Annotated in this window: 21 protein-coding genes and 1 tRNA gene; 15 read left to right on the top strand and 7 right to left on the bottom strand. The window is 46.5% G+C overall.

The window, feature by feature from the left end:
• Positions 1–23 precede the first annotated feature (23 nt).
• The 4 genes from tig to QEP07_RS05100 all read left to right on the top strand — a co-directional run bounded on the left by tig (position 24) and on the right by QEP07_RS05100 (position 4,427).
• The gene (tig, locus tag QEP07_RS05115) at positions 24–1,370 is read left to right on the top strand and encodes a trigger factor (RefSeq protein WP_285008855.1); all 1,347 of its coding nucleotides are present in this window, start codon (positions 24–26) and stop codon (positions 1,368–1,370) included.
• Positions 1,371–1,567: 197 nt separating this feature from the next.
• Positions 1,568–2,260: an ATP-dependent Clp endopeptidase proteolytic subunit ClpP gene (clpP, locus tag QEP07_RS05110; RefSeq protein ID WP_285008854.1), complete on the top strand. Its 693-nt coding sequence runs from the start codon at positions 1,568–1,570 to the stop codon at positions 2,258–2,260.
• Between the two features lie 5 nt (positions 2,261–2,265).
• Positions 2,266–3,504, top strand: coding sequence for an ATP-dependent Clp protease ATP-binding subunit ClpX (gene clpX, locus QEP07_RS05105; RefSeq protein ID WP_285008853.1), 1,239 nt, complete (start codon positions 2,266–2,268; stop codon positions 3,502–3,504).
• A gap of 53 nt (positions 3,505–3,557) precedes the next feature.
• Complete coding sequence (locus QEP07_RS05100; protein ID WP_285008852.1) at positions 3,558–4,427, top strand: AMP nucleosidase; 870 nt, start codon at positions 3,558–3,560, stop codon at positions 4,425–4,427.
• Here QEP07_RS05100 and QEP07_RS05095 read toward each other — a convergent pair whose 3' ends face one another.
• The 5 genes from QEP07_RS05095 to sppA are packed head-to-tail and all read right to left on the bottom strand — an operon-like array spanning position 4,428 to position 10,012.
• Complete coding sequence (locus tag QEP07_RS05095; protein ID WP_256004813.1) at positions 4,428–4,928, bottom strand: SixA phosphatase family protein; 501 nt, start codon at positions 4,926–4,928, stop codon at positions 4,428–4,430. It lies immediately after the preceding gene.
• On the bottom strand, positions 4,921–5,925 hold the full coding sequence (locus QEP07_RS05090) for a glycosyltransferase family 9 protein (protein ID WP_285008851.1): 1,005 nt from the start codon (positions 5,923–5,925) through the stop codon (positions 4,921–4,923). The genes QEP07_RS05095 and QEP07_RS05090 overlap by 8 nt, the downstream gene beginning before the upstream one ends.
• Before the next feature lie 2 nt (positions 5,926–5,927).
• The gene (locus QEP07_RS05085) at positions 5,928–6,530 is read right to left on the bottom strand and encodes a DUF4254 domain-containing protein (RefSeq protein ID WP_285008850.1); all 603 of its coding nucleotides are present in this window, start codon (positions 6,528–6,530) and stop codon (positions 5,928–5,930) included.
• Between the two features lie 16 nt (positions 6,531–6,546).
• A complete protein-coding gene (locus tag QEP07_RS05080) occupies positions 6,547–8,226 on the bottom strand; it encodes a DNA polymerase/3'-5' exonuclease PolX (protein WP_285008849.1) in 1,680 nt (559 codons plus the stop codon).
• 16 nt (positions 8,227–8,242) lie between these two features.
• The gene (gene sppA, locus QEP07_RS05075; RefSeq protein WP_285008848.1) at positions 8,243–10,012 is read right to left on the bottom strand and encodes a signal peptide peptidase SppA; all 1,770 of its coding nucleotides are present in this window, start codon (positions 10,010–10,012) and stop codon (positions 8,243–8,245) included.
• Between the two features lie 56 nt (positions 10,013–10,068).
• On the opposite strand from sppA, the gene folK reads away from it, so the two are divergent.
• The gene (gene folK, locus QEP07_RS05070; RefSeq protein ID WP_285008847.1) at positions 10,069–10,569 is read left to right on the top strand and encodes a 2-amino-4-hydroxy-6-hydroxymethyldihydropteridine diphosphokinase; all 501 of its coding nucleotides are present in this window, start codon (positions 10,069–10,071) and stop codon (positions 10,567–10,569) included.
• A gap of 8 nt (positions 10,570–10,577) precedes the next feature.
• Positions 10,578–10,955: an Hpt domain-containing protein gene (locus tag QEP07_RS05065; RefSeq protein ID WP_285008845.1), complete on the top strand. Its 378-nt coding sequence runs from the start codon at positions 10,578–10,580 to the stop codon at positions 10,953–10,955.
• A 1-nt stretch (position 10,956) separates the two neighbouring features.
• Here QEP07_RS05065 and pssA read toward each other — a convergent pair whose 3' ends face one another.
• Both pssA and rho read right to left on the bottom strand, forming a co-directional pair.
• Positions 10,957–11,634: a CDP-diacylglycerol--serine O-phosphatidyltransferase gene (pssA, locus tag QEP07_RS05060; RefSeq protein WP_285008844.1), complete on the bottom strand. Its 678-nt coding sequence runs from the start codon at positions 11,632–11,634 to the stop codon at positions 10,957–10,959.
• Between the two features lie 6 nt (positions 11,635–11,640).
• On the bottom strand, positions 11,641–13,311 hold the full coding sequence (rho, locus tag QEP07_RS05055) for a transcription termination factor Rho (RefSeq protein ID WP_285008843.1): 1,671 nt from the start codon (positions 13,309–13,311) through the stop codon (positions 11,641–11,643).
• Between the two features lie 254 nt (positions 13,312–13,565).
• Here rho and pyrF point away from each other — a divergent pair, with 254 nt between their 5' ends.
• The 9 genes from pyrF to QEP07_RS05010 all read left to right on the top strand — a co-directional run bounded on the left by pyrF (position 13,566) and on the right by QEP07_RS05010 (position 20,795).
• On the top strand, positions 13,566–14,396 hold the full coding sequence (gene pyrF / locus QEP07_RS05050; protein WP_285008842.1) for an orotidine-5'-phosphate decarboxylase: 831 nt from the start codon (positions 13,566–13,568) through the stop codon (positions 14,394–14,396).
• A gap of 45 nt (positions 14,397–14,441) precedes the next feature.
• Positions 14,442–15,722, top strand: a complete 1,281-nt coding sequence (locus tag QEP07_RS05045) for a DUF2851 family protein (RefSeq protein WP_285008841.1) — start codon at positions 14,442–14,444, stop codon at positions 15,720–15,722.
• Between the two features lie 2 nt (positions 15,723–15,724).
• On the top strand, positions 15,725–15,946 hold the full coding sequence (locus tag QEP07_RS05040) for a PspC domain-containing protein (RefSeq protein ID WP_256004824.1): 222 nt from the start codon (positions 15,725–15,727) through the stop codon (positions 15,944–15,946).
• Between the two features lie 218 nt (positions 15,947–16,164).
• A complete protein-coding gene (locus tag QEP07_RS05035; RefSeq protein ID WP_285008840.1) occupies positions 16,165–18,720 on the top strand; it encodes an FtsK/SpoIIIE family DNA translocase in 2,556 nt (851 codons plus the stop codon).
• A gap of 10 nt (positions 18,721–18,730) precedes the next feature.
• Positions 18,731–19,387: an outer membrane lipoprotein periplasmic chaperone LolA1 gene (lolA1, locus tag QEP07_RS05030; protein WP_285008839.1), complete on the top strand. Its 657-nt coding sequence runs from the start codon at positions 18,731–18,733 to the stop codon at positions 19,385–19,387.
• 51 nt (positions 19,388–19,438) lie between these two features.
• Positions 19,439–20,203, top strand: coding sequence for an MBL fold metallo-hydrolase (locus QEP07_RS05025; protein WP_285008838.1), 765 nt, complete (start codon positions 19,439–19,441; stop codon positions 20,201–20,203).
• Between the two features lie 21 nt (positions 20,204–20,224).
• A tRNA-Leu gene (locus QEP07_RS05020) sits at positions 20,225–20,307 on the top strand.
• Positions 20,308–20,410: 103 nt separating this feature from the next.
• Positions 20,411–20,551 carry a hypothetical protein gene (locus tag QEP07_RS05015; RefSeq protein WP_285008837.1) on the top strand — a complete coding sequence of 47 codons (141 nt, stop codon included), beginning with the start codon at positions 20,411–20,413 and terminating at the stop codon, positions 20,549–20,551.
• Between the two features lie 61 nt (positions 20,552–20,612).
• Positions 20,613–20,795, top strand: a complete 183-nt coding sequence (locus tag QEP07_RS05010) for a BF3379 family histone-like protein (RefSeq protein ID WP_285008836.1) — start codon at positions 20,613–20,615, stop codon at positions 20,793–20,795.
• Positions 20,796–20,851: the final 56 nt, after the last annotated feature.

Here is a 20,851-nt window from a genome sequence, read left to right as displayed (position 1 = left end):
GACAAAACAAATATTGATTCAAAATGAATATTACACAGGAAAAAATTGATGATCTGAACGCAGTTGTTAAAATAAAGATTGCGCCTGAGGATTACACAGAGAAGGTTGACAAAGCGATCAAAGAGCAGGCTAAAAAGGCAAACCTTCCAGGTTTTCGTAAGGGAATGGTTCCTGCTTCGCATATTAAAAGGATGTACGGCAAGAGCATTCTTGTAGAAGAGATCAATACCCTGTTAAGCGATACCATCAATAAACACCTGACAGATAATAAAGTAGAGATTTTGGGTCAGCCGCTTCCTAAAATGGATGACGAGCGCGAGTTTAAGTGGGATTATACAGATGAATTTGAATTTGATTACGAGCTGGGCCTTGCTCCCTCGATAGATATCTCTGTTAGTTCCAAGAATCAGTTTAAAAAGTATAATGTTAAGGCCGATCAGGAAACGCTGGATGCCAGGATCAAGAATATCCGCAGAAGCTATGGCAAAATGACAAATCCGGAAATTTCGGCAGAGGGTGACGTGCTTTATTCGGAGCTAACGCAGCTTTCTCCCGATGGTTCAGTTTTTGAAGGTGGAATTAACCATACAGGTTCTATCCGTTTGGACCAGGTGACTGACAAGAAAATCCTGAAGTCACTTGTAGGTCTCAAAAAGGATGATGTTGTTGAGCTGGATGTTCAAAAGGCTTTTAATAATGATGAGGTTATCATTGCTAAGCTTCTGAACATTTCGGAAGAAGATGCAAAAGAGGTGAAGTCTAATTTCCGCGTGACGGTCAAAAATGTGAACCGTCTTGAAGAAGCTGATCTGAACCAGGAGTTCTTTGATAAATTGTTTGGTGAAGGTACAGTGACCGACGAGGCCGGATTTACTGCTAAGATCACTGAAGAGATTGAAAGCATGTTTGCTCAGGATGCCGACCGGAAACTGCAGAACGATATGTACAACCAGTTGATGGAGAGCGTGAATATCGAACTTCCTGATGCATTTTTAAGGAAATGGCTTAAGGCAACGAATGAGAAGCTGACCGACGAGGAGCTGGAAGAAGGTTATAACGACTTTGCTAAAAACCTGAAGTGGACGCTGATCGAGAACAAGATCATTAAGGACAACGAAATCGAGATTAAATATGAAGACGTATTTGCACTCGCAAAACAGCGTCTTGATGCACAGTTCAGAATGTACAGTCCTTCACCATTGCCGGAAGACCAATTGGCTCAGTACACCGCCAACTTCCTGAAAGAAAAAGACAATGCAAACCGTATTTTCGATGAAGTGAAAGCACTCAAGGTGTTTGAATACATCAAATCGGTAGCTACCCTTAATGAGGAAGAAATCACTTACAATAAGTTCACCGAATTAAAGTAGCATTTGTCCCTGTGCAAGCAGGTGATATAAAATAATAACAGGAGAAGGCGGCTTAACAGGCCGCCTTTGTTTGTGTTGGATCAGTTAAATTTTACAATACCACAATAAATTACCAATTTAGTTTTGATTACTTTGGTGGTGCATAGGGCAAACAATCTTATAGTAACAGGGGTTAAAAATTGATAAAATAGTTAATTATGAAAATTGATAAAGACGAATTCAGAAAATACGCAGTTAAACATCATCGCATAAACGGGTTGAACGTGGACCGCTTTATCGGGGCTACAAATAATAGCCCAAAGAGTATGACGCCTTATATTATTGAGGAGCGCCAGCTTAATGTGGCTCAGATGGACGTGTTTTCACGTTTGATGATGGATCGCATTATATTCCTTGGAGATGCCATTTACGATCAGAATGCTAATATTATCCAGGCGCAGTTGCTATTTCTTCAGTCGGTAGACAACAACCGCGATATTCAAATCTACATCAATTCTCCGGGTGGATCTGTTTATGCAGGTTTAGGTATATATGATACCATGCAGTACATTACACCTGATGTGGCTACGATTTGTACCGGTATGGCAGCCTCTATGGGCGCCGTTCTGCTGGTAGCCGGAGCAGCGGGCAAGCGTGCAGCACTCCAGCATTCCAGGGTAATGATCCACCAGCCTTCCGGTGGCGCGCAGGGTGTTGCTTCAGATATGGAGATCAACCTGAGAGAAATGCTGAAACTGAAAAAGGAATTGTATGATATTATATCAAAGCACTCAGGTCAGACTTATGAATGGGTGGAGAAAGCATCGGACCGCGACTACTGGATGAAAGCAGAAGAGGCGAAAGATTTTGGAATGATTGATGAAGTGCTTGGCGGTACGAAGAAAGATTAATTAGAATGGCTAGACAAAACAAAGAATCCCGTTGCTCGTTTTGCGGATCAGGTAAGCAAGATACTTTAATGCTTATTGAAGGCCTCGATGCGTTTATATGCGACAAGTGTGTAACCCAGGCAAACCAACTCCTGGTTCAGGAGATGGGAAGCAAGAAAACCAAACCGCTTGATTCTTCGATTACGCTGCTGAAACCGCAGGAAATCAAGGAGCATATGGATCAGTATGTTATTGGTCAGAGCGACGCGAAGAAGGTATTGGCTGTCGCGGTGTATAATCACTATAAACGACTGAGCCAGAAAGATGAGGGAGATGAAGTAGAGATTGAGAAGTCGAACATCATGCTGGTTGGCGAAACAGGTACCGGTAAGACGCTTTTGGCCAAAACGATTGCCAAAATACTGCATGTTCCGTTCTGTATCTGTGATGCAACGGTACTTACCGAGGCCGGATATGTTGGCGAGGATGTAGAGAGCATTCTGACGAGGCTGTTGCAGGCGGCTGATTATGACGTGACTTCAGCCGAGCGCGGTATCGTGTATATTGATGAGGTAGATAAGGTGGCCCGTAAAAGCGATAATCCTTCAATTACCAGGGATGTATCTGGCGAGGGCGTTCAGCAGGCCCTGCTTAAAATACTTGAAGGTACAATTGTTAATGTGCCGCCGCAGGGCGGGCGTAAGCATCCCGACCAAAAGATGATCCCAGTGAATACCAACAATATTCTTTTTATATGCGGGGGGGCGTTTGACGGCATTGAGCGTAAGATAGCTAACCGTTTGCGTACACAGGCCGTAGGGTATAAGGTACGCCGCGATGAAGAGGAACTGGATTTGAATAACTTGTATAAGTATATCACGCCCCAAGACCTGAAGTCGTTCGGACTGATCCCGGAGCTTATTGGCCGTATCCCTGTGCTTACTCACTTGAATCCTTTGGATAAAGCGGCACTGAGAAACATCTTAACAGAGCCTAAAAATTCACTGGTGAAGCAATACGAAAAGTTGTTTGCCATTGAAAACGTGAAACTGATTTTTGAGGACGAGGTTCTGGATTTCATTGTGGATAAGGCGATGGAATATAACCTCGGCGCCAGGGGGCTGAGGTCGATATGCGAGGCCATCATGCTCGACGCTATGTTTGAAATTCCGTCAGAAAAGCATGTCAGCGAGCTGGTTGTTACGCTGGACTACGCCGTAGAAAAATTTGAGAAGGCTGACTTCAAAAAATTGAAGGCTGCCTGATGACAATCCCCGGAAACACCGGGGATTTTTTTTACGCTATGAATTGAACAGCTATGAATGAAGAACTGGATATCAAGAAAGAGGGTGAGGGGAAGAAAGAGAAGAAGGTAAAGGAAGTCCGCGAGGTAGAATCTCCCGTTAGGAAAGGACTGAAAACCAAGGAAGATATTGTGAAGAACTGGCTTCCGAGATACACCGGAAGACCGCTGGACCAGTTTGGCAATTATATATTGCTTACAAACTTCAGTCGGTACGTGCAGCTATTTTCCGAGTGGCACGACGATGCTCCTATTATGGGCCTGGATAAGCCGATGCAAAGCGTCACCGCCAACGGCATTACGATTATAAACTTCGGGATGGGAAGCCCGCTTGCGGCTACCATGATGGATTTGCTCAGTGCAATAGCGCCAAAGGCGGTATTGTTTTTAGGTAAATGCGGCGGGTTGAAGAAGAAGAATCAGCTTGGCGACCTGATCTTGCCGATCGCGGCAATAAGAGGTGAGGGAACATCCAATGATTATTTACCTGCCGAGGTACCGGCACTGCCTGCGTTTGCTTTGCAGAAAGCGATATCGACGACCATCCGTGAACACTCAAGAGATTACTGGACCGGAACCTGTTATACCACCAACCGACGTGTATGGGAGCATGATAAAGCGTTCAAAAAATATCTGAAAACGCTTCGGGCCATGGCTGTGGATATGGAAACAGCCACAATCTTCACCGCTGGATTTGCCAACAAGATACCCACGGGGGCGCTGTTGCTGGTTTCCGATCAGCCCATGATACCGGAGGGTGTTAAAACCACTGAGAGCGATAGCACTATCACGACTAAGTATGTGGAGACACATTTGAAGATCGGGATAGATTCGATAAAGCAACTAATTAACAACGGATTAACCGTTAAGCATTTACAGTTTTAACTAGGCAAGTTCATTCTTCGGATAATCTGCGAACACCAAGCTTCCGCTATTTCGGCTGATCTCCGCCCATTGCTCGGCCGGGAAGCTGATCTGCGCAACGCCACAGGTAGGCAGGCTGTAAAGGTTTGCATCCGTCAGGTAGTTCACGAAATCGGTGAGCCCGGGGTTATGACCGAACAGCGCTACCTTGCTGAAATCTTCTCCCAACTCATTCACGACGTTGAGGAGCGCCGGAACGCTGGCTTCATAGATATCCTCCTTCAATAAAATGCTGCTGAATGGAATCTCCCAAACCTGTGCAAAATGCTTAGCTGTACTTAGTGCTCTCAGCGCCGGACTGCTTACGATCAGGTCCGGGATATAGCCCTTGGATAATAAACGCCTTGCCATCATGGGCGCGTTATCGTGGCCACGCGGGTTTAACGGCCGGTCGAAGTCCGAAAGAAATTCATTTCCCCAGTCAGACTTCCCGTGCCTGACCAATAACAGGTTTTTAGACATGCTTTAATTTATTGACTATTTTATCAATAACAACATTTTCAGGCAGATTGTTCATGCAGGCCAAATCGCCGCGGTAGCAGGGCTTGTTGCCGTAGACCGAACATGGACGGCAATACAGGTCTAGCTGCACGGCATCATCCATTGATTGTCCGTACCCCAAAAAACCCGCATAGGGATGTGTGGCGCCCCATACAGATACCACGGGAACACCCGCCAGTGAAGCCAGGTGCATTCCTGAGGAGTCCATGCTGACCATAAGATCAAGGGTCTTCATGAACTCCAATTCCTCTTCCAGCGTTATCTTTCTCACCATTGAAGAGATGTTCGGGTGTTGCCCTGACCAGTCGCCGGCGATTTCCGCTTCCTCCGGCGTGCCCCCGAAAACGAAGATTTCATGATCCATGTCTGCAAGCGCGCAAACGACATGATACATTTTATCCAGGGGATAAATTTTCTGAAGATGCTGAGCAAAGGGGCTAATGCCGATGCGTTTGGCTGCCGCTGCAGCCCGCTTGCGAGGCACTGGTATGTTCTTTAATTGAAAGGCGAAGCCCAGCTTCGCAAATACCTCAGCGTATCTGTTTACGGTAGGTTTTAAGGGTGCCAGTATTTTATGACGTTTTCTGGTCAGACGTTTCTTTTCCGCTCTTCCTTTGTCGACCACGGCGACTTTTACACCCGTGAGCGCAAATAAAATCCTTAGTAAGGTACTTCTGATGTTCTGATGCAGGTCGGCTACAGCAGTCACCCGGTACATCCTTAACTCGAGGAATAGCCTGAAAATGCCCAACAGCCCTTTGTGCCGGTCCTTGGCATGGAAGTCATGAAACGTAAGCCCCTCAATTGAACTGAAAAATGGCTTGTGCAGGGAGCGGCTCAGCATGACCAGTTCAGCCCCAGGGTAGTTATCCTTAAAGTCTTTGAGCACCGGGGCTACCATCGCAGCATCACCCATCGCAGAAAGCCTGATAACCAGTATTTTTGGATTCCGGGCCATGCTTACCTGGCTTTATACAGCACCGGATTTAAGTTAGGGTCGTTATACATTTTCATCTGCCGGTATACCTTCATGTACTTATCGCCGTTAGCGATGTCGCTAAGAAGCTCATCCAGACTAAGCGACAAGTCGGCACGCTGCAGCAGCAATATGTCAAGTTTCTCTTTGCAACTTGCGATATGTTCATCAGATACACCAGTCCGGAGGGTTTCCTCCTCCATGTGATAGACTTTCAGCGCCAGAATAGAGAGGCGGTCTACCACCCAGGCGGGACTCTCAGAATTGATCTTCGCGTCTGGCTTTGGTATCACGCTTTTATATTCCTCCAGAAAATAGCTGTCGATATACTCAACCACATCCGTCCGCTGCTGATTAGAGGCATCGATCCGGCGTTTCCACTGCAGCCCCTCTACAGGATCAATTTCCGGGTTGCGCACTACATCTTCCATATGCCACTGCGCGGTGTCTATCCAGCACTTCAGATACAACAAGTGCTCCAATGTACCCACCCGATAAGGATTTTCAATCGGCTTATCGATATGGTCGTACACGTGATACTCATCGATCACCTCCTGAAAGATTTTATTGCAAAGCTCACTAATCATCCGGTAAAGGTAAGCATTAGGAATTTTTATTATTGAAGTATTGCGATATTTCCTCGCGCGATAAGGCGTTAAGACACGCTCCGGCATGCAGGCCGCCTTTGCGGGCCACCAATACGCCATAGCGCATATCGTTCAGTTTTTCGGCACGGTGAGCATCTGGATTGATGGAAAGCATGACCCCTTTCTGCAATGCATAGCGATGCCACCGCCAGTCCAGATCCAGTCGCAGCGGATTGGAATTAATCTCTATGGCGACGCCATTGGCCGCACAGGCGTCTATGACCTTACGGTAGTCGATGTCATAACCCTTTCGGCTAAGGAGCAATCGCCCGGTAGGATGCCCCAGTATAGTCGTATAAGGGTTCTCTACCGCCTTCACCAAACGTGCAGTGGCTTTGTCGCTATCCATACGCAGGTTACTGTGCACAGAGGCCACTACAAAGTCGAACCGTTTAAGAACATCTTCAGAATAGTCGAGCGAACCGTCAGACAATATATCGCTTTCGATTCCTTTGAAAATCCTGAAGGGCGCCAGTTGAGCATTTAGTGCATCAATTTCCCTGTGCTGCGCATCAATACGCAGTTCATTGAGTCCATTGGCGTATACGGCCGATCTGGAATGATCGCAGATACCGAAATATTCGAGTTGCAAATGATCGCGAGAGTACAGCGCCATTTCCTCAAGCGTATTTACGCCGTCGCTCCAGGTGGAATGATTGTGCAGGCATCCCTTTAATTCCGGCAGCGTAATCAAAGATCGCATGTCGCCCGATCTGGCCAGGTCAAGTTCGTCTAAGCCCTCGCGAAGCTCCGGTTCTATAAAAGGCAGGCCTGCACTTCGGTAAACAGCTTCCTCACTATCAAACGGTCCGGAACCAGCCAAAGCCAGAATCTCCTCAACATGCGCCGCATTACCTGTATGCCGGAACCATTCCAGGTAGAACTCCTTGCGTGGTACAATGTGAAGTATGACGTTGAGGCCAAAAGGCGTTTTCCCGGTAATTGTTCCGTCCGGTTCAAGCTCAAGCGTCAGCGGCGCAAATTCATCCATCCTGGCTATCAGTTCGGCCGGGTCGTTTACGCCGATCACCAGTTCGAGTTCCTCAATAACCTCCGCACAGCGCCTGAAAGCGCCAGCCAGACCCAACAGAGGCTCCCCACTGATGCCGTTGAGCCATACAGCCAGATCTTCATAAAGCTTGGCGGCAAGCGGTTCAGCCTGAGCATAAATGAATTTTCCATGCGAAGCCATCTGGAACTCAAGGACCTTCTTGATCTCTTCCTGGGTTTTTAAACCGAAGCCTTTGGCTTCTATCAGCCGGTTTTCATTGCAGGCATAATACAGTTCCCCGATATTTTCAATGCCGAGCGTCTTCCAGATGATGAGTACCTTTTTAGGCCCGATCCCTTTTACCGACAGCATTTCCACTACGCCCTCCGGGGTATCCGTCAGCAGTTGCTCCAGATCGGTGATCTTTCCGCTTTGCAGAAGTTCCCATATTTTACCCGAGGTGCTCTTGCCCAAGCCGTCTACCTGGGCAAGTTCATCCAGGTTTTTATCCTTTAGCGCATAAGGGAGCTTGTCGACTTTGAACGCGGCATTAGCCACGGTCTTTACCTTAAATGAGTTTTCGCCGTGCAGCTCCATAAGCTGCGCAAGCAGTTTGAGCGTCCGGGCGATGGCCTTATTCTCCATACAGGAAACGAAAAAATTATTGAATGAAAATATTAAATGGCAAGCGCGTTTGGACGCCGGTTCTCGACAGGGCCGATTTAACCTTCTGGTACACAGAATAATGTTCACCCAGTTCGCGTTCCGCAAAATAGGCCTTAACCTTATCTGTGCCGCCATCCATCAGTGATTTGATCGGACTAAGCATTTCAGGATATTCCACAACCCGGTATTCCTTGAGGTTAGCCTTCTTAGCAGCTGCAGCAATTGCCTCATTAAAACTTCCTGTGCGGTCGGCCAGACCAATCTTTACGGCGTCGGTACCCACCCACACACGTCCGCCGGCAATGCTGTCTACATAAGATTTGCTCTTTTTACGTCCCTCTGCAACCCTGCTCAGGAAACTGTCGTAAACCCGGTTCACATCGTTTTGCACAATAAGACGCTCACCCGATGTCATCGGCCTTTCCATGCTCATAATATCTGCATATTTACCGGTTTTAACCCCGTCGAAAGTGATGCCCAGCTTGTTGTTAAGCAGATTTTGAAGGTTAGGGATAACGCCGAAGACGCCGATGGAACCTGTTATGGTGTTCGGCTGCACAAAAATAGAATCTGCAGCACAGGCAATATAGTATCCGCCCGAAGCTGCAACGTCACCAAAAGAAGCGATCACAGGCTTCACTTTCCTGGCAAGCAGGACTTCGCGCCAGATCACGTCGGATGCCAGGGCACTTCCACCGGGGGAATTAACTCTCAAAACGATGGCATGAACCATAGAATCCGTTCGCGCTTTTCTGATTGCCCTGGAAAGCCGCTCAGATCCGATCTCCTCATTAGACCCCTCGCCGCCCATGATATCTCCGTTTGCGTAAATTACTGCTACCCGTTTTTTACCAGCCCCAGTCTCCGCTTTTGCGTTTTTGGCATACTCATTTATGGTAATGGTGTTTAAATCCTTATCTTTTTCTTTACCGCTAAGCGTTCTTAATTCATCAAGCACTTCGTCCTTATATTTCAGCCCGTCTACCAGTTTAGCGCTCAGCGCATCGGAAGGCTGCTGAATCTTATAGTTGTCGGCCATATCATGCAGATCGGCTACTGCTATTTTTCTTGCAGACCCGATCCCCTGGAGGAAGGTATTATAAAGGCCATTAAGATAAGCGGATACCTGTTCGCGGTTTTTGTCGCTCATGCCTTCGGCCATGAAGGGCTCTACAGCGCTTTTATAGCTGCCCACACGAACAATCTGCGCCTCGATACCAAGCTTATCCAGTGCACCTTTAAAAAACATGATCTTACTGCTAAACCCCTTCAGCTCCAGTGCACCTTGCGGATTAAGGTATACTTTATCGGCCACCGAGGCTACATAAAAGGCATTTTGGGTGTAAACTTCGCTGTACGCAATTACTTTTTTACCGCTCTTCCTAAAATCAGCCAGCGCATCGCGAATCTCCTTCAGCGTCGCGAAGCCCGCCTGGGGCATACTTGCGCTAACGTAAACACATTCAATCCGGTCATCATCCTTCGCCTTTTTTAAGGCTTTAACAATATCGTAGAAACCTATGCGTTTTTCGCCGTCGGTACCAATAATCGGGAGATTGGCAAAAGCATCACTCGGCGTACGCTCCAGAATCTGTTGATCGAGATTTAAATACAAAACCGTATTGTTGTCGACCACCGATACACTCTCATCGTCCAGCGTAGATACCAGACCGATAAAAAGACCCAAAGCAATGGCAAATAGTATTGCGCCTGAAATGGCCACGCCAACGATGGTTGCAAAAACGTACTTAAAAAATTCTCTCATCTACTGGTTATATGTTTAATTTGTAAATATAAGTAAAATCGCCCTCAAGGGCTTGTATGAAATTGGAGTCAGGAAATGTCTTTTTGTTACTTGGCAGTAACATGGGAGATAGGGAAAAGCTAATCGAAAATGCGGTGAAAAAGGTAGAAGAAACTATCGGTCCGGTGGTATCGCGTTCTGCTGTATATCATACTGCCGCATGGGGCAAGGAAGACCAGGAGTCGTTTCTGAATATAGCCGTAGCGGTGAAGACCACACTAGCGCCGCTGGCTGTATTAGAAGCTGCCCTTCTCATTGAAGAAGAGCTTGGAAGGGTGAGGCAGGAGAAATGGGGAGCGAGGCTGATCGATATCGATATCATTTTGTATGATAATGAGGTTGTTGATCTGCCGGGCCGATTGCAAATCCCGCATCCGGAAATGCAAAGGCGGAGATTTGTACTCGAGCCCTTGTCTGAAATTGCCCCGCAACGCATGCACCCGGTGCTGAATAAGTCTGTCGCAGAATTATTACAGGGCCTGGGAGATAATTTGTATGTGTCCCGGATTAATTCATAGTTTTGTATATGATTGATGCGCAAAAGAATAACGAACCCCTTGATCTTTCCTATTTAAGGGAAATGGCGGGCGATAGCCCTGAATTCATTATAGAAATGATCGATCTCTTTAAGCAGCAGACGCCCGCTTACATCGAAGAATTACAGAGCGCTGTGGCCGCTAAAGACTGGTCGAGGGTAGCGGCTAGTGCACATAAAATTAAACCTACCTTTACCTATGTAGGACGGGCCGACGCCAAAACATATATGCAGTGGATTGAGACCAGCGCAAAAGAAGGCTCAGATCTTGACCGCCTTCCTGCCGCTATACAGGAAATCTCCGCGTTCACAGAAATCTTATACGCGCAGCTTGACAAGACCAGAAGCGAGTTACAGCGTCAGTTGTAGCCTAGGCCTTTCTGAAGTGCAGCATCGACGACGCGATGTACAGTAGCAGGATAAACGGTACTGCCACAAACTGAAGTGCTACAGCAAGAATAGCCGATACGATCAGAAAAATGTATTTTATCTTATTTGCCTGCCATTGTGTGGAACTAAATTTCAGGGAGAAGATCCTGATCTCGCTGACCAGCAGCCAGCTTAATACAGCAGTAAGGCCCAAAAGCAACAGCGTTGAGCCGGTAACTTCCGGATAGTCCCGCCCAATGAAAGGCAGGGATATCACAAACAAGGTATTCATAGGCGTATTAAGCCCTATAAAATCTTCCGTCTGCCTGGTGTCTATATTAAACTTTGCAAGTCTGAGGGCAGAAAAGATCGTGATCAGAAAACCCAGATAGGGCAGGTATTCACTCGTGAAATCACTCTCCTTAAGCAACATGTACATGACAACACCAGGAAGAAAACCGAAGCTCACCATGTCGGCCAGAGAGTCGAGTTCTTTCCCGATGGCCGACTTCACATGGAGCAATCGTGCCGCCATCCCGTCGAAGAAATCGAACAGGCCTGACAGCAGCACGAAATATGCGGCTGTTTCCAGCGCGCCGTTAAAGGCATAAATAATCCCGATGCAGCCTGAGAAAAGATTTGCACAGGTAATTGCATTCGGGATGTGTTTTTTTATCATTCAGCGTTAGCTATTCATGGAAATAAGGAACTCCTCGTTGCTCTTTGTACCGCGAATCTGCTGCTGCACAAACTCCATAGCTTCCTGTGAATTCATGTCGGCCAGGTGGTTACGCAAAATCCAAACTCGTTGTAATGTATCTCTGTCATGCAGCAGGTCGTCGCGTCTTGTGCTCGATGCGGTAATATCCACAGCAGGGAAAATACGCTTGTTCGATAGTTTACGATCCAGTTGAAGTTCCATGTTACCGGTACCTTTGAATTCCTCAAAGATAACCTCATCCATTTTGGAACCGGTATCGGTAAGCGCAGTAGCCAGTATGGTTAGCGATCCGCCTTTTTCGATATTTCTTGCTGCACCAAAGAAGCGCTTAGGCTTATGCAAAGCGTTCGCGTCTACACCACCAGACAAAATCTTACCCGAAGCAGGAGCGGTAGTATTATAAGCACGCGCCAGCCTGGTGATCGAGTCGAGCAGGATGACCACATCATGACCGCATTCAACCAGACGCTTAGCTTTCTCCAGAACAATGTTCGCAATCTTAACGTGCCTGTCGGCCGGTTCATCAAAAGTTGACGCAATCACCTCCGCACGTACACTGCGCGCCATGTCGGTAACCTCTTCCGGACGCTCATCTATCAATAAGATAATAAGATACACCTCCGGGTGGTTCTTCGCAATGGCGTTGGCAACCTCTTTAAGCAAATTGGTCTTACCCGTTTTTGGCTGCGCCACGATAAGTCCGCGCTGCCCTTTACCTATTGGGGTAAAGAGGTCTATAATCCGGGTAGAATAGTTGTTGGTCTCGGTAAACAAATTCAGTCGCTCAGTTGGGAACAAAGGCGTCAGATAGTCAAAAGGTACACGATCCCTCACATCAGCAGGAAGGCGTCCGTTGATGGTCTCAACCCGGACGAGAGGAAAATACTTCTCACCCTCTTTTGGCGGACGGATGCTGCCTTTTACAGTATCACCGGTTTTTAAGCCGAATAGCTTTATCTGCGATTGAGATACATATATATCATCAGGAGACGACAGATAGTTATAATCGGCAGATCTCAGGAAGCCATAGCCATCAGGCATAATTTCCAATACGCCCTCATTGGTAATGGTATTATCAAAATCCAGGTTCGAGTAGCTGTTCTCGATCTGTTTGGAGGTATTGTTTCCTGGCTGACCTTTAGGTTTGTTGCCGTCTTTATTCGGGTTTGGCTTTTTTTCAGGTGCTGCCGCGCGGTTTACTTCAGTTGCAGGTTCAGCAGTCTTGTCAACTGCGACTTCCGCTCTCGGCATTTCAAGTGCGTCACCGGCTGCAGATCCATCCATTGCAGCAGCAGGTTCTGCAACACGTTCGGCCGCAACAGGTGCTTTCTGTTCTTCAAATAAAGATGCGTTGTTGAAAGGCCTGGTTTTCGGACCGTCCTCATCCTTGTTTATGCGGATTCTCTTCCGGGCAGGCTTCTCGGCCGAAGCCTCGCCAGATGCCGCAGCTTTTACAGGTTTGCTTGCAGGAACCCTTTCCTGTTTGTCGCTTCCAGATTCCTGTTCAGATATCTGGGCAATGATTTCAACCAGCTCCGCTTTTCGAAGCTCCTCAGCGTTAAGAATACCTTTTGATTTTGCAATCTCACGCAATTCAGCCGTGAGTTTTTCGTTTAATTCCGTTTTGTTAAACATTATGTAGTTGTCGAGAATTTTTTTCAGGGTTTACCAGCGAACAAGGCAGAAAATGCAGTTATTAAAAATTTTTGATAACAAGATTTTAATGAGATTTTCTGAATGCCCAGATAAACTTTTAGAGAATTATGGTGCAATTGTATGTATTTGTCGCCGAAACTCCAAGAAAAACTGAAAATAAATTCGGTGTAAAGTTCCGGTAAACTCCCGAAATAATTTCTAAAATCGACATCTTTGCGCAAAATAAGCAAGTGATGAACAAGCAGCAACTCATTGAACAAATTAAAATCAAAAAGTCATTCTTATGCATAGGTTTGGATCCGGTTAAGGAAAACCTGCCGCCGCATTTGCTGAAATACGACAACCCTGTTCTGGAGTTTAACAAACAAATCATCGATGCTACGAAAGACCTTTGCGTTGCCTATAAGCCCAATACAGCTTTTTACGAATGTATGGGCTTAGTGGGTTGGCAGACGCTTATGCAGACTTGGGAATACATTCCAAAAGATGTATTAACCATTGCAGACGCCAAGCGGGGCGACATCGGGAACACCTCTTCGATGTATGCCGAAGCATTTTTCAATCAGGAGAAATCGGGAATGAGCTTTGATGCCGTTACGGTAGCCCCATATATGGGACATGATTCTGTAGGGCCATTCCTCAACTATAAAGACAAATGGGTCATCCTGCTGGCCCTAACTTCCAATGCAGGGCACAGCGATTTTCAGTTGCTTGAATCGCAAAATGGTAAATTGTATGAAGAGGTGATCCGCACTTCGGCCAGTTGGGGCGGGAGTGAGCAGATGATGTACGTGGTAGGAGCTACGCGGGGATCAGAATTTGCTGCGGTTCGTAAACTGGCTCCCGATCACTTTTTACTCGTACCTGGCGTGGGTGCACAGGGCGGAAGCCTTAGCGAGGTGTGCAAGTATGGCCTTACGCCCGACTGTGGTTTGCTCGTAAATGCTGCCCGTTCCATCATCTATGCTGGCAAAGGGGAAGATTTCGCTGAGAAAGCCCGTGAAGAGGCGTTAAAACTTCAGCAGGAAATGCAGCAAATCCTGGAGGCCGCTCGAATAAAGTAGGCAGGCGGGTTGTTCCGAAACATGCAATTCGATTAAGTTCGCTGCATGTATATCTCGGAAGGGCTGCTGCAGTTTATCTGGCAGCACAGATTGATCAGACCCGGGCAACTTTCCTGCGTCGATGGCCGGCAAATGGAGATTCAGAGACCCGGCATGCTCAATCAGCATGCGGGCCCCGACTTCAGTCACGCCCGGATCGTAATTTCCAATACCCTTTGGATAGGGGATGTTGAAGTGCACACCCGGTCGTCCGACTGGCTTTCTCACCGTCACCATTTAAACGCAGCATACGATTCCGTTATCCTGCATGTGGTGTACGACCACGACATGAAGATCTTGCGTCAGGACGGAACGGAAATCCCGGTATTGTGCCTCAGAGGAATGTTCGATGAATCACTTAGTTATAAATACAAACAGCTTATTGGTGCGGCAAGTAATTTTCCATGCGAGGCTTTAATTGGGCAGGTTCCACGGATCGTTATAGAAAGTACATTGGCCAGAACAATGGTTACCCGCCTTGAGGAAAAGTCGGCTGAAATCCTGAATACCTTGAAGCGTACCAAAGGCGACTGGAAAGAGACGTTTTATGTTACACTTGCCAGAAATTTTGGTTTTAACGTAAATGCAGCGCCTTTTGAACTTCTGGCCTGCAGCCTGCCCAGCCACATTCTGGCCAGGCACGCCAATCAGCCCCTCGAGATTGAAGCATTGATATTTGGTCAGGCCGGTTTTCTTGATCAATCCTTTTCCGAGGATTATCCGGCCCGGCTAAGGAGCATGTATGGCTTCTTGAAGACCAAGTATCAGCTCTGCAGTATCGACAAGTCCTTATGGAAATTTTTGAGGATGCGTCCCCATAGTTTTCCCACCATTCGTCTTGCACAATTCTCAGCCTGCATCCGGAAATCAGCCGGTATATTTTCAAAGGTTACTGCCTGCCGCGACTTAAAGACTTTATATAAGTTGTTCAGCGATCTGCCCGTCGACCCATACTGGCGTACGCACTGCCATTTCGGGAAACCTGCGGCCGAGAGAAGCCTTCAGCCGGGCATAGGCTCTGTTGAGAACATTGCGATCAACACCTGCTGCTATGTGCTGTTTGCTTTTGGCAAACATACCAGTCAGCCTAAATACATAGATCGTGCGCTGCACTTTCTCGACGCTATCCAGCCCGAAAGCAATGCCATCCTGAAAAAATACGCCGATGCCGGTCTGACGCCGGACAATGCATTCGAATCTCAGGCGTTATTACAATTAAATAAATACTACTGCAAACAAAAGAAATGTTTAAATTGTGGTATTGGAATAAAGATATTAAAGCAATAGGCATGTTCCAGAGAATCCTTACGTTTTTCGAAAAGCAAAGTTTCGGCGTTTGCACAAAGCTTGCCGGCTATTTAGGTATGTCTATAAGTAAGATCAGGCTGTTTTTTATCTACTCCTCTTTCCTTGCCGTTGGCTTTCCAATTATTTTTTATATCATGGCCGCTATCGTACTTGATGTTAGAAGATATGTGAAAAGGATCAGGCTAAAAGTATGGGATATTTAACACCTGTAAATAAAAGCCCGCTTAACATCCATTAAGCGGGCTTTTTACCTAAAACAAAACTATATCTAAAATTCAAAAACTTTGTGTGTTTTGTTTATATGACTGGCATCGTATGCTAAGGTTTAAAGGACTTATCCAGGTTTTTAATTTATTTTTATAAAGTTGCTTGGCTTGAACAGTTTATCTAAGTTTGTTGATTATTTATTTTCAGTCCAAAAATGGCGGTAAGAGGAAACCAGTTTAAGTCTAATTCATTTAAAAATGAGGCTGTTGACAAGCAAAGCGTACGGTCGGGCGGCACCCGAAGGACAACGGAAAAAAGGGATATTTTGCCTACGCTCGACCTCCAGGACGGAAGACTGGTAAAAATAATCGGGCTGGTATTTATTATATTTTCCCTTTACTTTCTCATCGCATTTACTTCCTACCTGTTTACCTGGCAAGACGATCATAGTTATGTGATTGATGCAAACGGCGGCTGGGGCAACCTTTTCAAAACCTATGAAGAACTGCAGAACGTAAATATCAATCCGGATGTGCAAAACTGGCTAGGCAAACTTGGCGCCCTGCTGGCCCATCAGTTCATTTACGAATGGTTTGGCCTGGCTTCGTTCCTGTTCATCATGATTTTCTTTGTGATCGGATACCGCCTTTTGTTTAAGGTAAAGATCTTTGCTATCGAAAAGATGCTCGCCTACAGCCTTTTCTTTTTGATTTTCATTTCACTGACCCTCGGCTTTTTACATGCCTTCATGAGCAATACGCCACATTTTGTGGAAGGGGAGTTTGGTTACTGGGCCAACAAGCTGCTTGTTGCGCAGATTGGCACAGCGGGCGTGGGCGGACTGATCATCTTTCTGGCACTCACAGTTTTAATTATCGCTTATAACATCGATTTTAAATTGCCGGAGCGGAAATTGGAGCCCAAAGCGGATGAGATAGTCCCTGACGTTCCCGAACACGTTGAACTGGAAAACGAAATCAGATCAGAGCCTGTAGAATTTACACTGAACGACCGCCTGGGCAGTCAGCGTAAAAAGGAACAGAACGTCGTGATCGCTCCCACAAGGTTTGAGCCGGAACGGGAACCGGAACTTGAACCTGATGCAGTGCTACCGGCAGCAGTGGCGCCTGCAGTGCCTTTACCAGTTGAAGTTAACCTGCCTGTTGCCGAGACCCTGGTTAAAGCAGAGCCGGAACTCACGGTAGAAAAAACCGAGGAGGAGAAGAAATCTGAAGAACTTATCGAACAGTTCGGACATTACGATCCGACCTTAGACCTGGCCAGCTACAGGTATCCCCATCTGGATCTTCTCGAAAACTACGGCTCCAACAAAATCTCGGTAAACGCAGACGAGCTTGAAGCCAATAAAAACAAGATCGTAGAAACACTCAATCACTATAATATAGAGATCGATAAGATCAAGGCAACGATAGGGCCTACCGTTACGCTGTATGAGATTATCCCTGCACCAGGTGTCAGAATTTCAAAGATCAAGAACCTGGAAGACGATATTGCACTAAGTCTGGCCGCCCTTGGTATCCGTATCATTGCACCAATGCCCGGAAAGGGAACCATAGGTATCGAAGTGCCCAACCTTCATCCGGAGATGGTTTCGATGCGCAGCATACTGGCCACGGAGAAATTCCAGCAGACCGCTATGGACCTGCCTATTGCCTTGGGTAAAACGATATCAAACGAGGTCTACATTGCCGACCTGTCTAAGATGCCTCACCTGCTTGTAGCCGGAGCCACAGGTCAGGGTAAGTCCGTAGGTATCAACTCTATTTTGGTATCCCTGCTTTACAAAAAACATCCATCGCAGCTTAAGCTGGTGCTCGTGGACCCCAAAAAAGTGGAACTTACCTTGTTCAACAAGATAGAGCGGCACTTCCTGGCCAAACTTCCCGGCGAAGCTGATGCCATTATTACCGATACCAAGAAGGTGATCAACACGCTGAACTCTCTGTGCATTGAGATGGACCAGCGTTACGATCTTCTTAAAGATGCACAGGTGAGGAACCTGAAAGAATACAACGATAAATTTATCAAGCGTAAGCTGAACCCGAACAATTCGCACCGCTTCCTGCCATATATCGTGCTTATTGTAGACGAATTTGCCGATCTGATGATGACCGCCGGAAAAGAGGTTGAGACCCCGATAGCCAGGCTCGCGCAGCTTGCCAGGGCGGTAGGTATTCACCTTGTTCTGGCTACGCAAAGACCTTCAGTAAACATTATTACAGGAACGATTAAAGCCAACTTCCCGGCGAGGCTTGCCTTTAGGGTGTTGTCAAAAATAGATTCCAGGACGATATTAGATAGCGGAGGGGCTGACCAGCTTATCGGACGGGGAGATATGCTGCTTTCTACGGGCAACGATCTTATCCGCCTACAGTGCGCATTCGTGGACACCCCTGAGGTAGATCGTATTTCAGATTTTATCGGCGTACAGCGTGGCTATCCTGAAGCATATCAATTGCCGGAGTACATAGACGAAGCGGCAGAATCCGCCAAACTCGACTTTGATCCCAATGACCGGGATGGGATGTTTGAAGATGCAGCAAGACTGATCGTGATGCATCAGCAGGGCTCTACCTCTCTCATACAGCGCAAGCTTAAACTCGGCTATAACCGGGCAGGTCGTATCATCGATCAGCTTGAAGCGGCAGGCATCGTTGGCCCGTTCGAGGGAAGTAAGGCGCGCGAAGTACTGATTCCTGACGAATACGCTTTGGAACAGTTCTTGAATGACCTGGATAATAATAAATAAAGGAGAAAAGATGAGAAGGACCTTATTATTGATGTCGACCGCAGTTTCGATGATGGCCTCCGTGGCTGTCTACGGCCAAAATGATGCTAAAGCAAGGGCTATACTAGACCAGGTAAGCAAAAAATACCGCTCGTACGATGTGGTGAAAAGTGATTTCACATTCACCATGGATAATCCCCAGTCTAAAACCAGGGAATCACAGCAAGGCACACTTTATGTGCGCGCCAAAACCAATAAATACCGCATCGAAATGACCAGTCAGCACCTGATCAGTGATGGTAAAAGTCAGTGGACCTATTTGAAGGATGATAAAGAGGTACAGGTTGTGGAGGCCGACCAAAGTGCAGACGCCTTAAACCCGGCAAAGATGTTTACCATTTACGAGCGCGGTTTTAAATACACTTACACCGGCGAAAGCAAGTCGGCCGGCAAAGTATATCAAACGATAGATCTGGCGCCAATAGACACAAAAAAAGCTTACTTCAAGATCCGGCTCAGTATAGATAAGCTCGCAAAACGTATTGCTAACGTCCTGATCTTCGATAAAAACGGCAATAAGTATAATTATAACATCAAAACATTTGTCCACAATGTTAAAGTGCCAGAAAGTACATTCACTTTCGACGCCAAGAAATATCCGGGCGTGGAAGTTGTTGATCTGAGATAAATATATCTCGGCAATTTTTTCTATGTTTGAGCGCTAAGCAGATCATTTGTTTTGAAAATCACTATTCTAGGATCCGGAACTTCCCAAGGCATTCCCGTTATCACATGCAACTGCGCCGTATGCCAGTCGGACGACGCCCGGGATAAACGCCTACGTGTTTCGGTGCTTATAGAAACCGGCGATAAGACCATAGTGATAGATAGCGGCCCCGATTTCAGATACCAGATGCTGCGGGCAAATGTAAAAGATCTTGACGCGATCATTTACACCCATGAGCATCGCGACCATGTAGCCGGACTGGACGACATCAGGCCATTCAACTATCTGTTGAAGAAGGATATTGATATCTATGCAACAACACAGGTTCAGGACAATCTGAAACGGGAGTTCTCCTACATATTTTCAGAAATACGATATCCCGGACTGCCGCAATTAACCCTGCACACCATAGACGCAGCGCCGTTCCATATCGGGCAAACCGAAATCACGCCGCTTGAAATTATGCATTACAAGCTTCCCATTCTGGGCTTCAAGATCAAAGACTTCGTCTATATCACCGATGCAAAGACGATATCCGATGCAACTCTGGAAAAGATCCGGGGCTGCAAAATATTGGTTTTGAATGCCTTGCAAAAAGAAGATCATATCTCACACTTTACTTTAGAAGAAGCCATTGCTTTTGCTAAGAAAGTAGGGGCCGAGACCACCTATTTCACGCATATCAGTCACAATATGGGTCTTCATACCCAGGTAGAGCAGGAATTGCCAGAAAATATGAAATTAGCTTATGATGGCTTGACATTATCTTGTGAATAAGTATATATTTGCAGGAAATATACCCGGGTGGCGAAATTGGTAGACGCACCATCTTGAGGGGGTGGCGCCTTACGGGCGTGGCAGTTCGAATCTGCTTCCGGGTACTAACTAGATTCATGGTGAATTTTTTAAAGGATTGCTCATAAAAAAGCAATCCTTTTTTGTTGATTTTCAGTAGGTTATCATGGAAGGCCGGGTGGATGTATCTTGTTCGAAATAAACCCTTACCCCAGACCTGCTATCCGCGAGGATTATAAGAAGGAGCAGCAGGTGGGTCAGGATCTGAATAAGAGTAAAGGCAAGGACAAATCGAAAACCAAGGAGCAGGAGAACGAACTGGCGATGTAGTTTGGCTAAGCTGCTGCTTGTCAGTATTCAATTATATTTTTACATCCTTAAATTAGAATTTATGAATTCATTTGAAAAAATCAAAGAACTGATCGCTGCAACAGAAGCTGATGCGGCGGCATTTTACGGTAAACAGAATAAAGCGGCCGGTACGCGTTTGCGTAAAGCTTACTTAGAGATCAAAACCCTTGCAAGCGAAGGCCGTAACGAAGTGACTGAACTAAAAAATACAGCAAGTAAATAACAGGAGAAATACTGTTTTGGGGAAAGGGCTACCGGATATTTCGGTGGCCTTTTGTT

It is taken from the genome of Pedobacter faecalis (genome assembly GCF_030182585.1).
In the GTDB taxonomy this organism is placed as follows: Bacteria; Bacteroidota; Bacteroidia; order Sphingobacteriales; family Sphingobacteriaceae; genus Pedobacter; species Pedobacter faecalis.
Note: the sequence above shows the minus strand (reverse complement) of the source record. Positions and strands in the feature narration are given on the sequence as shown.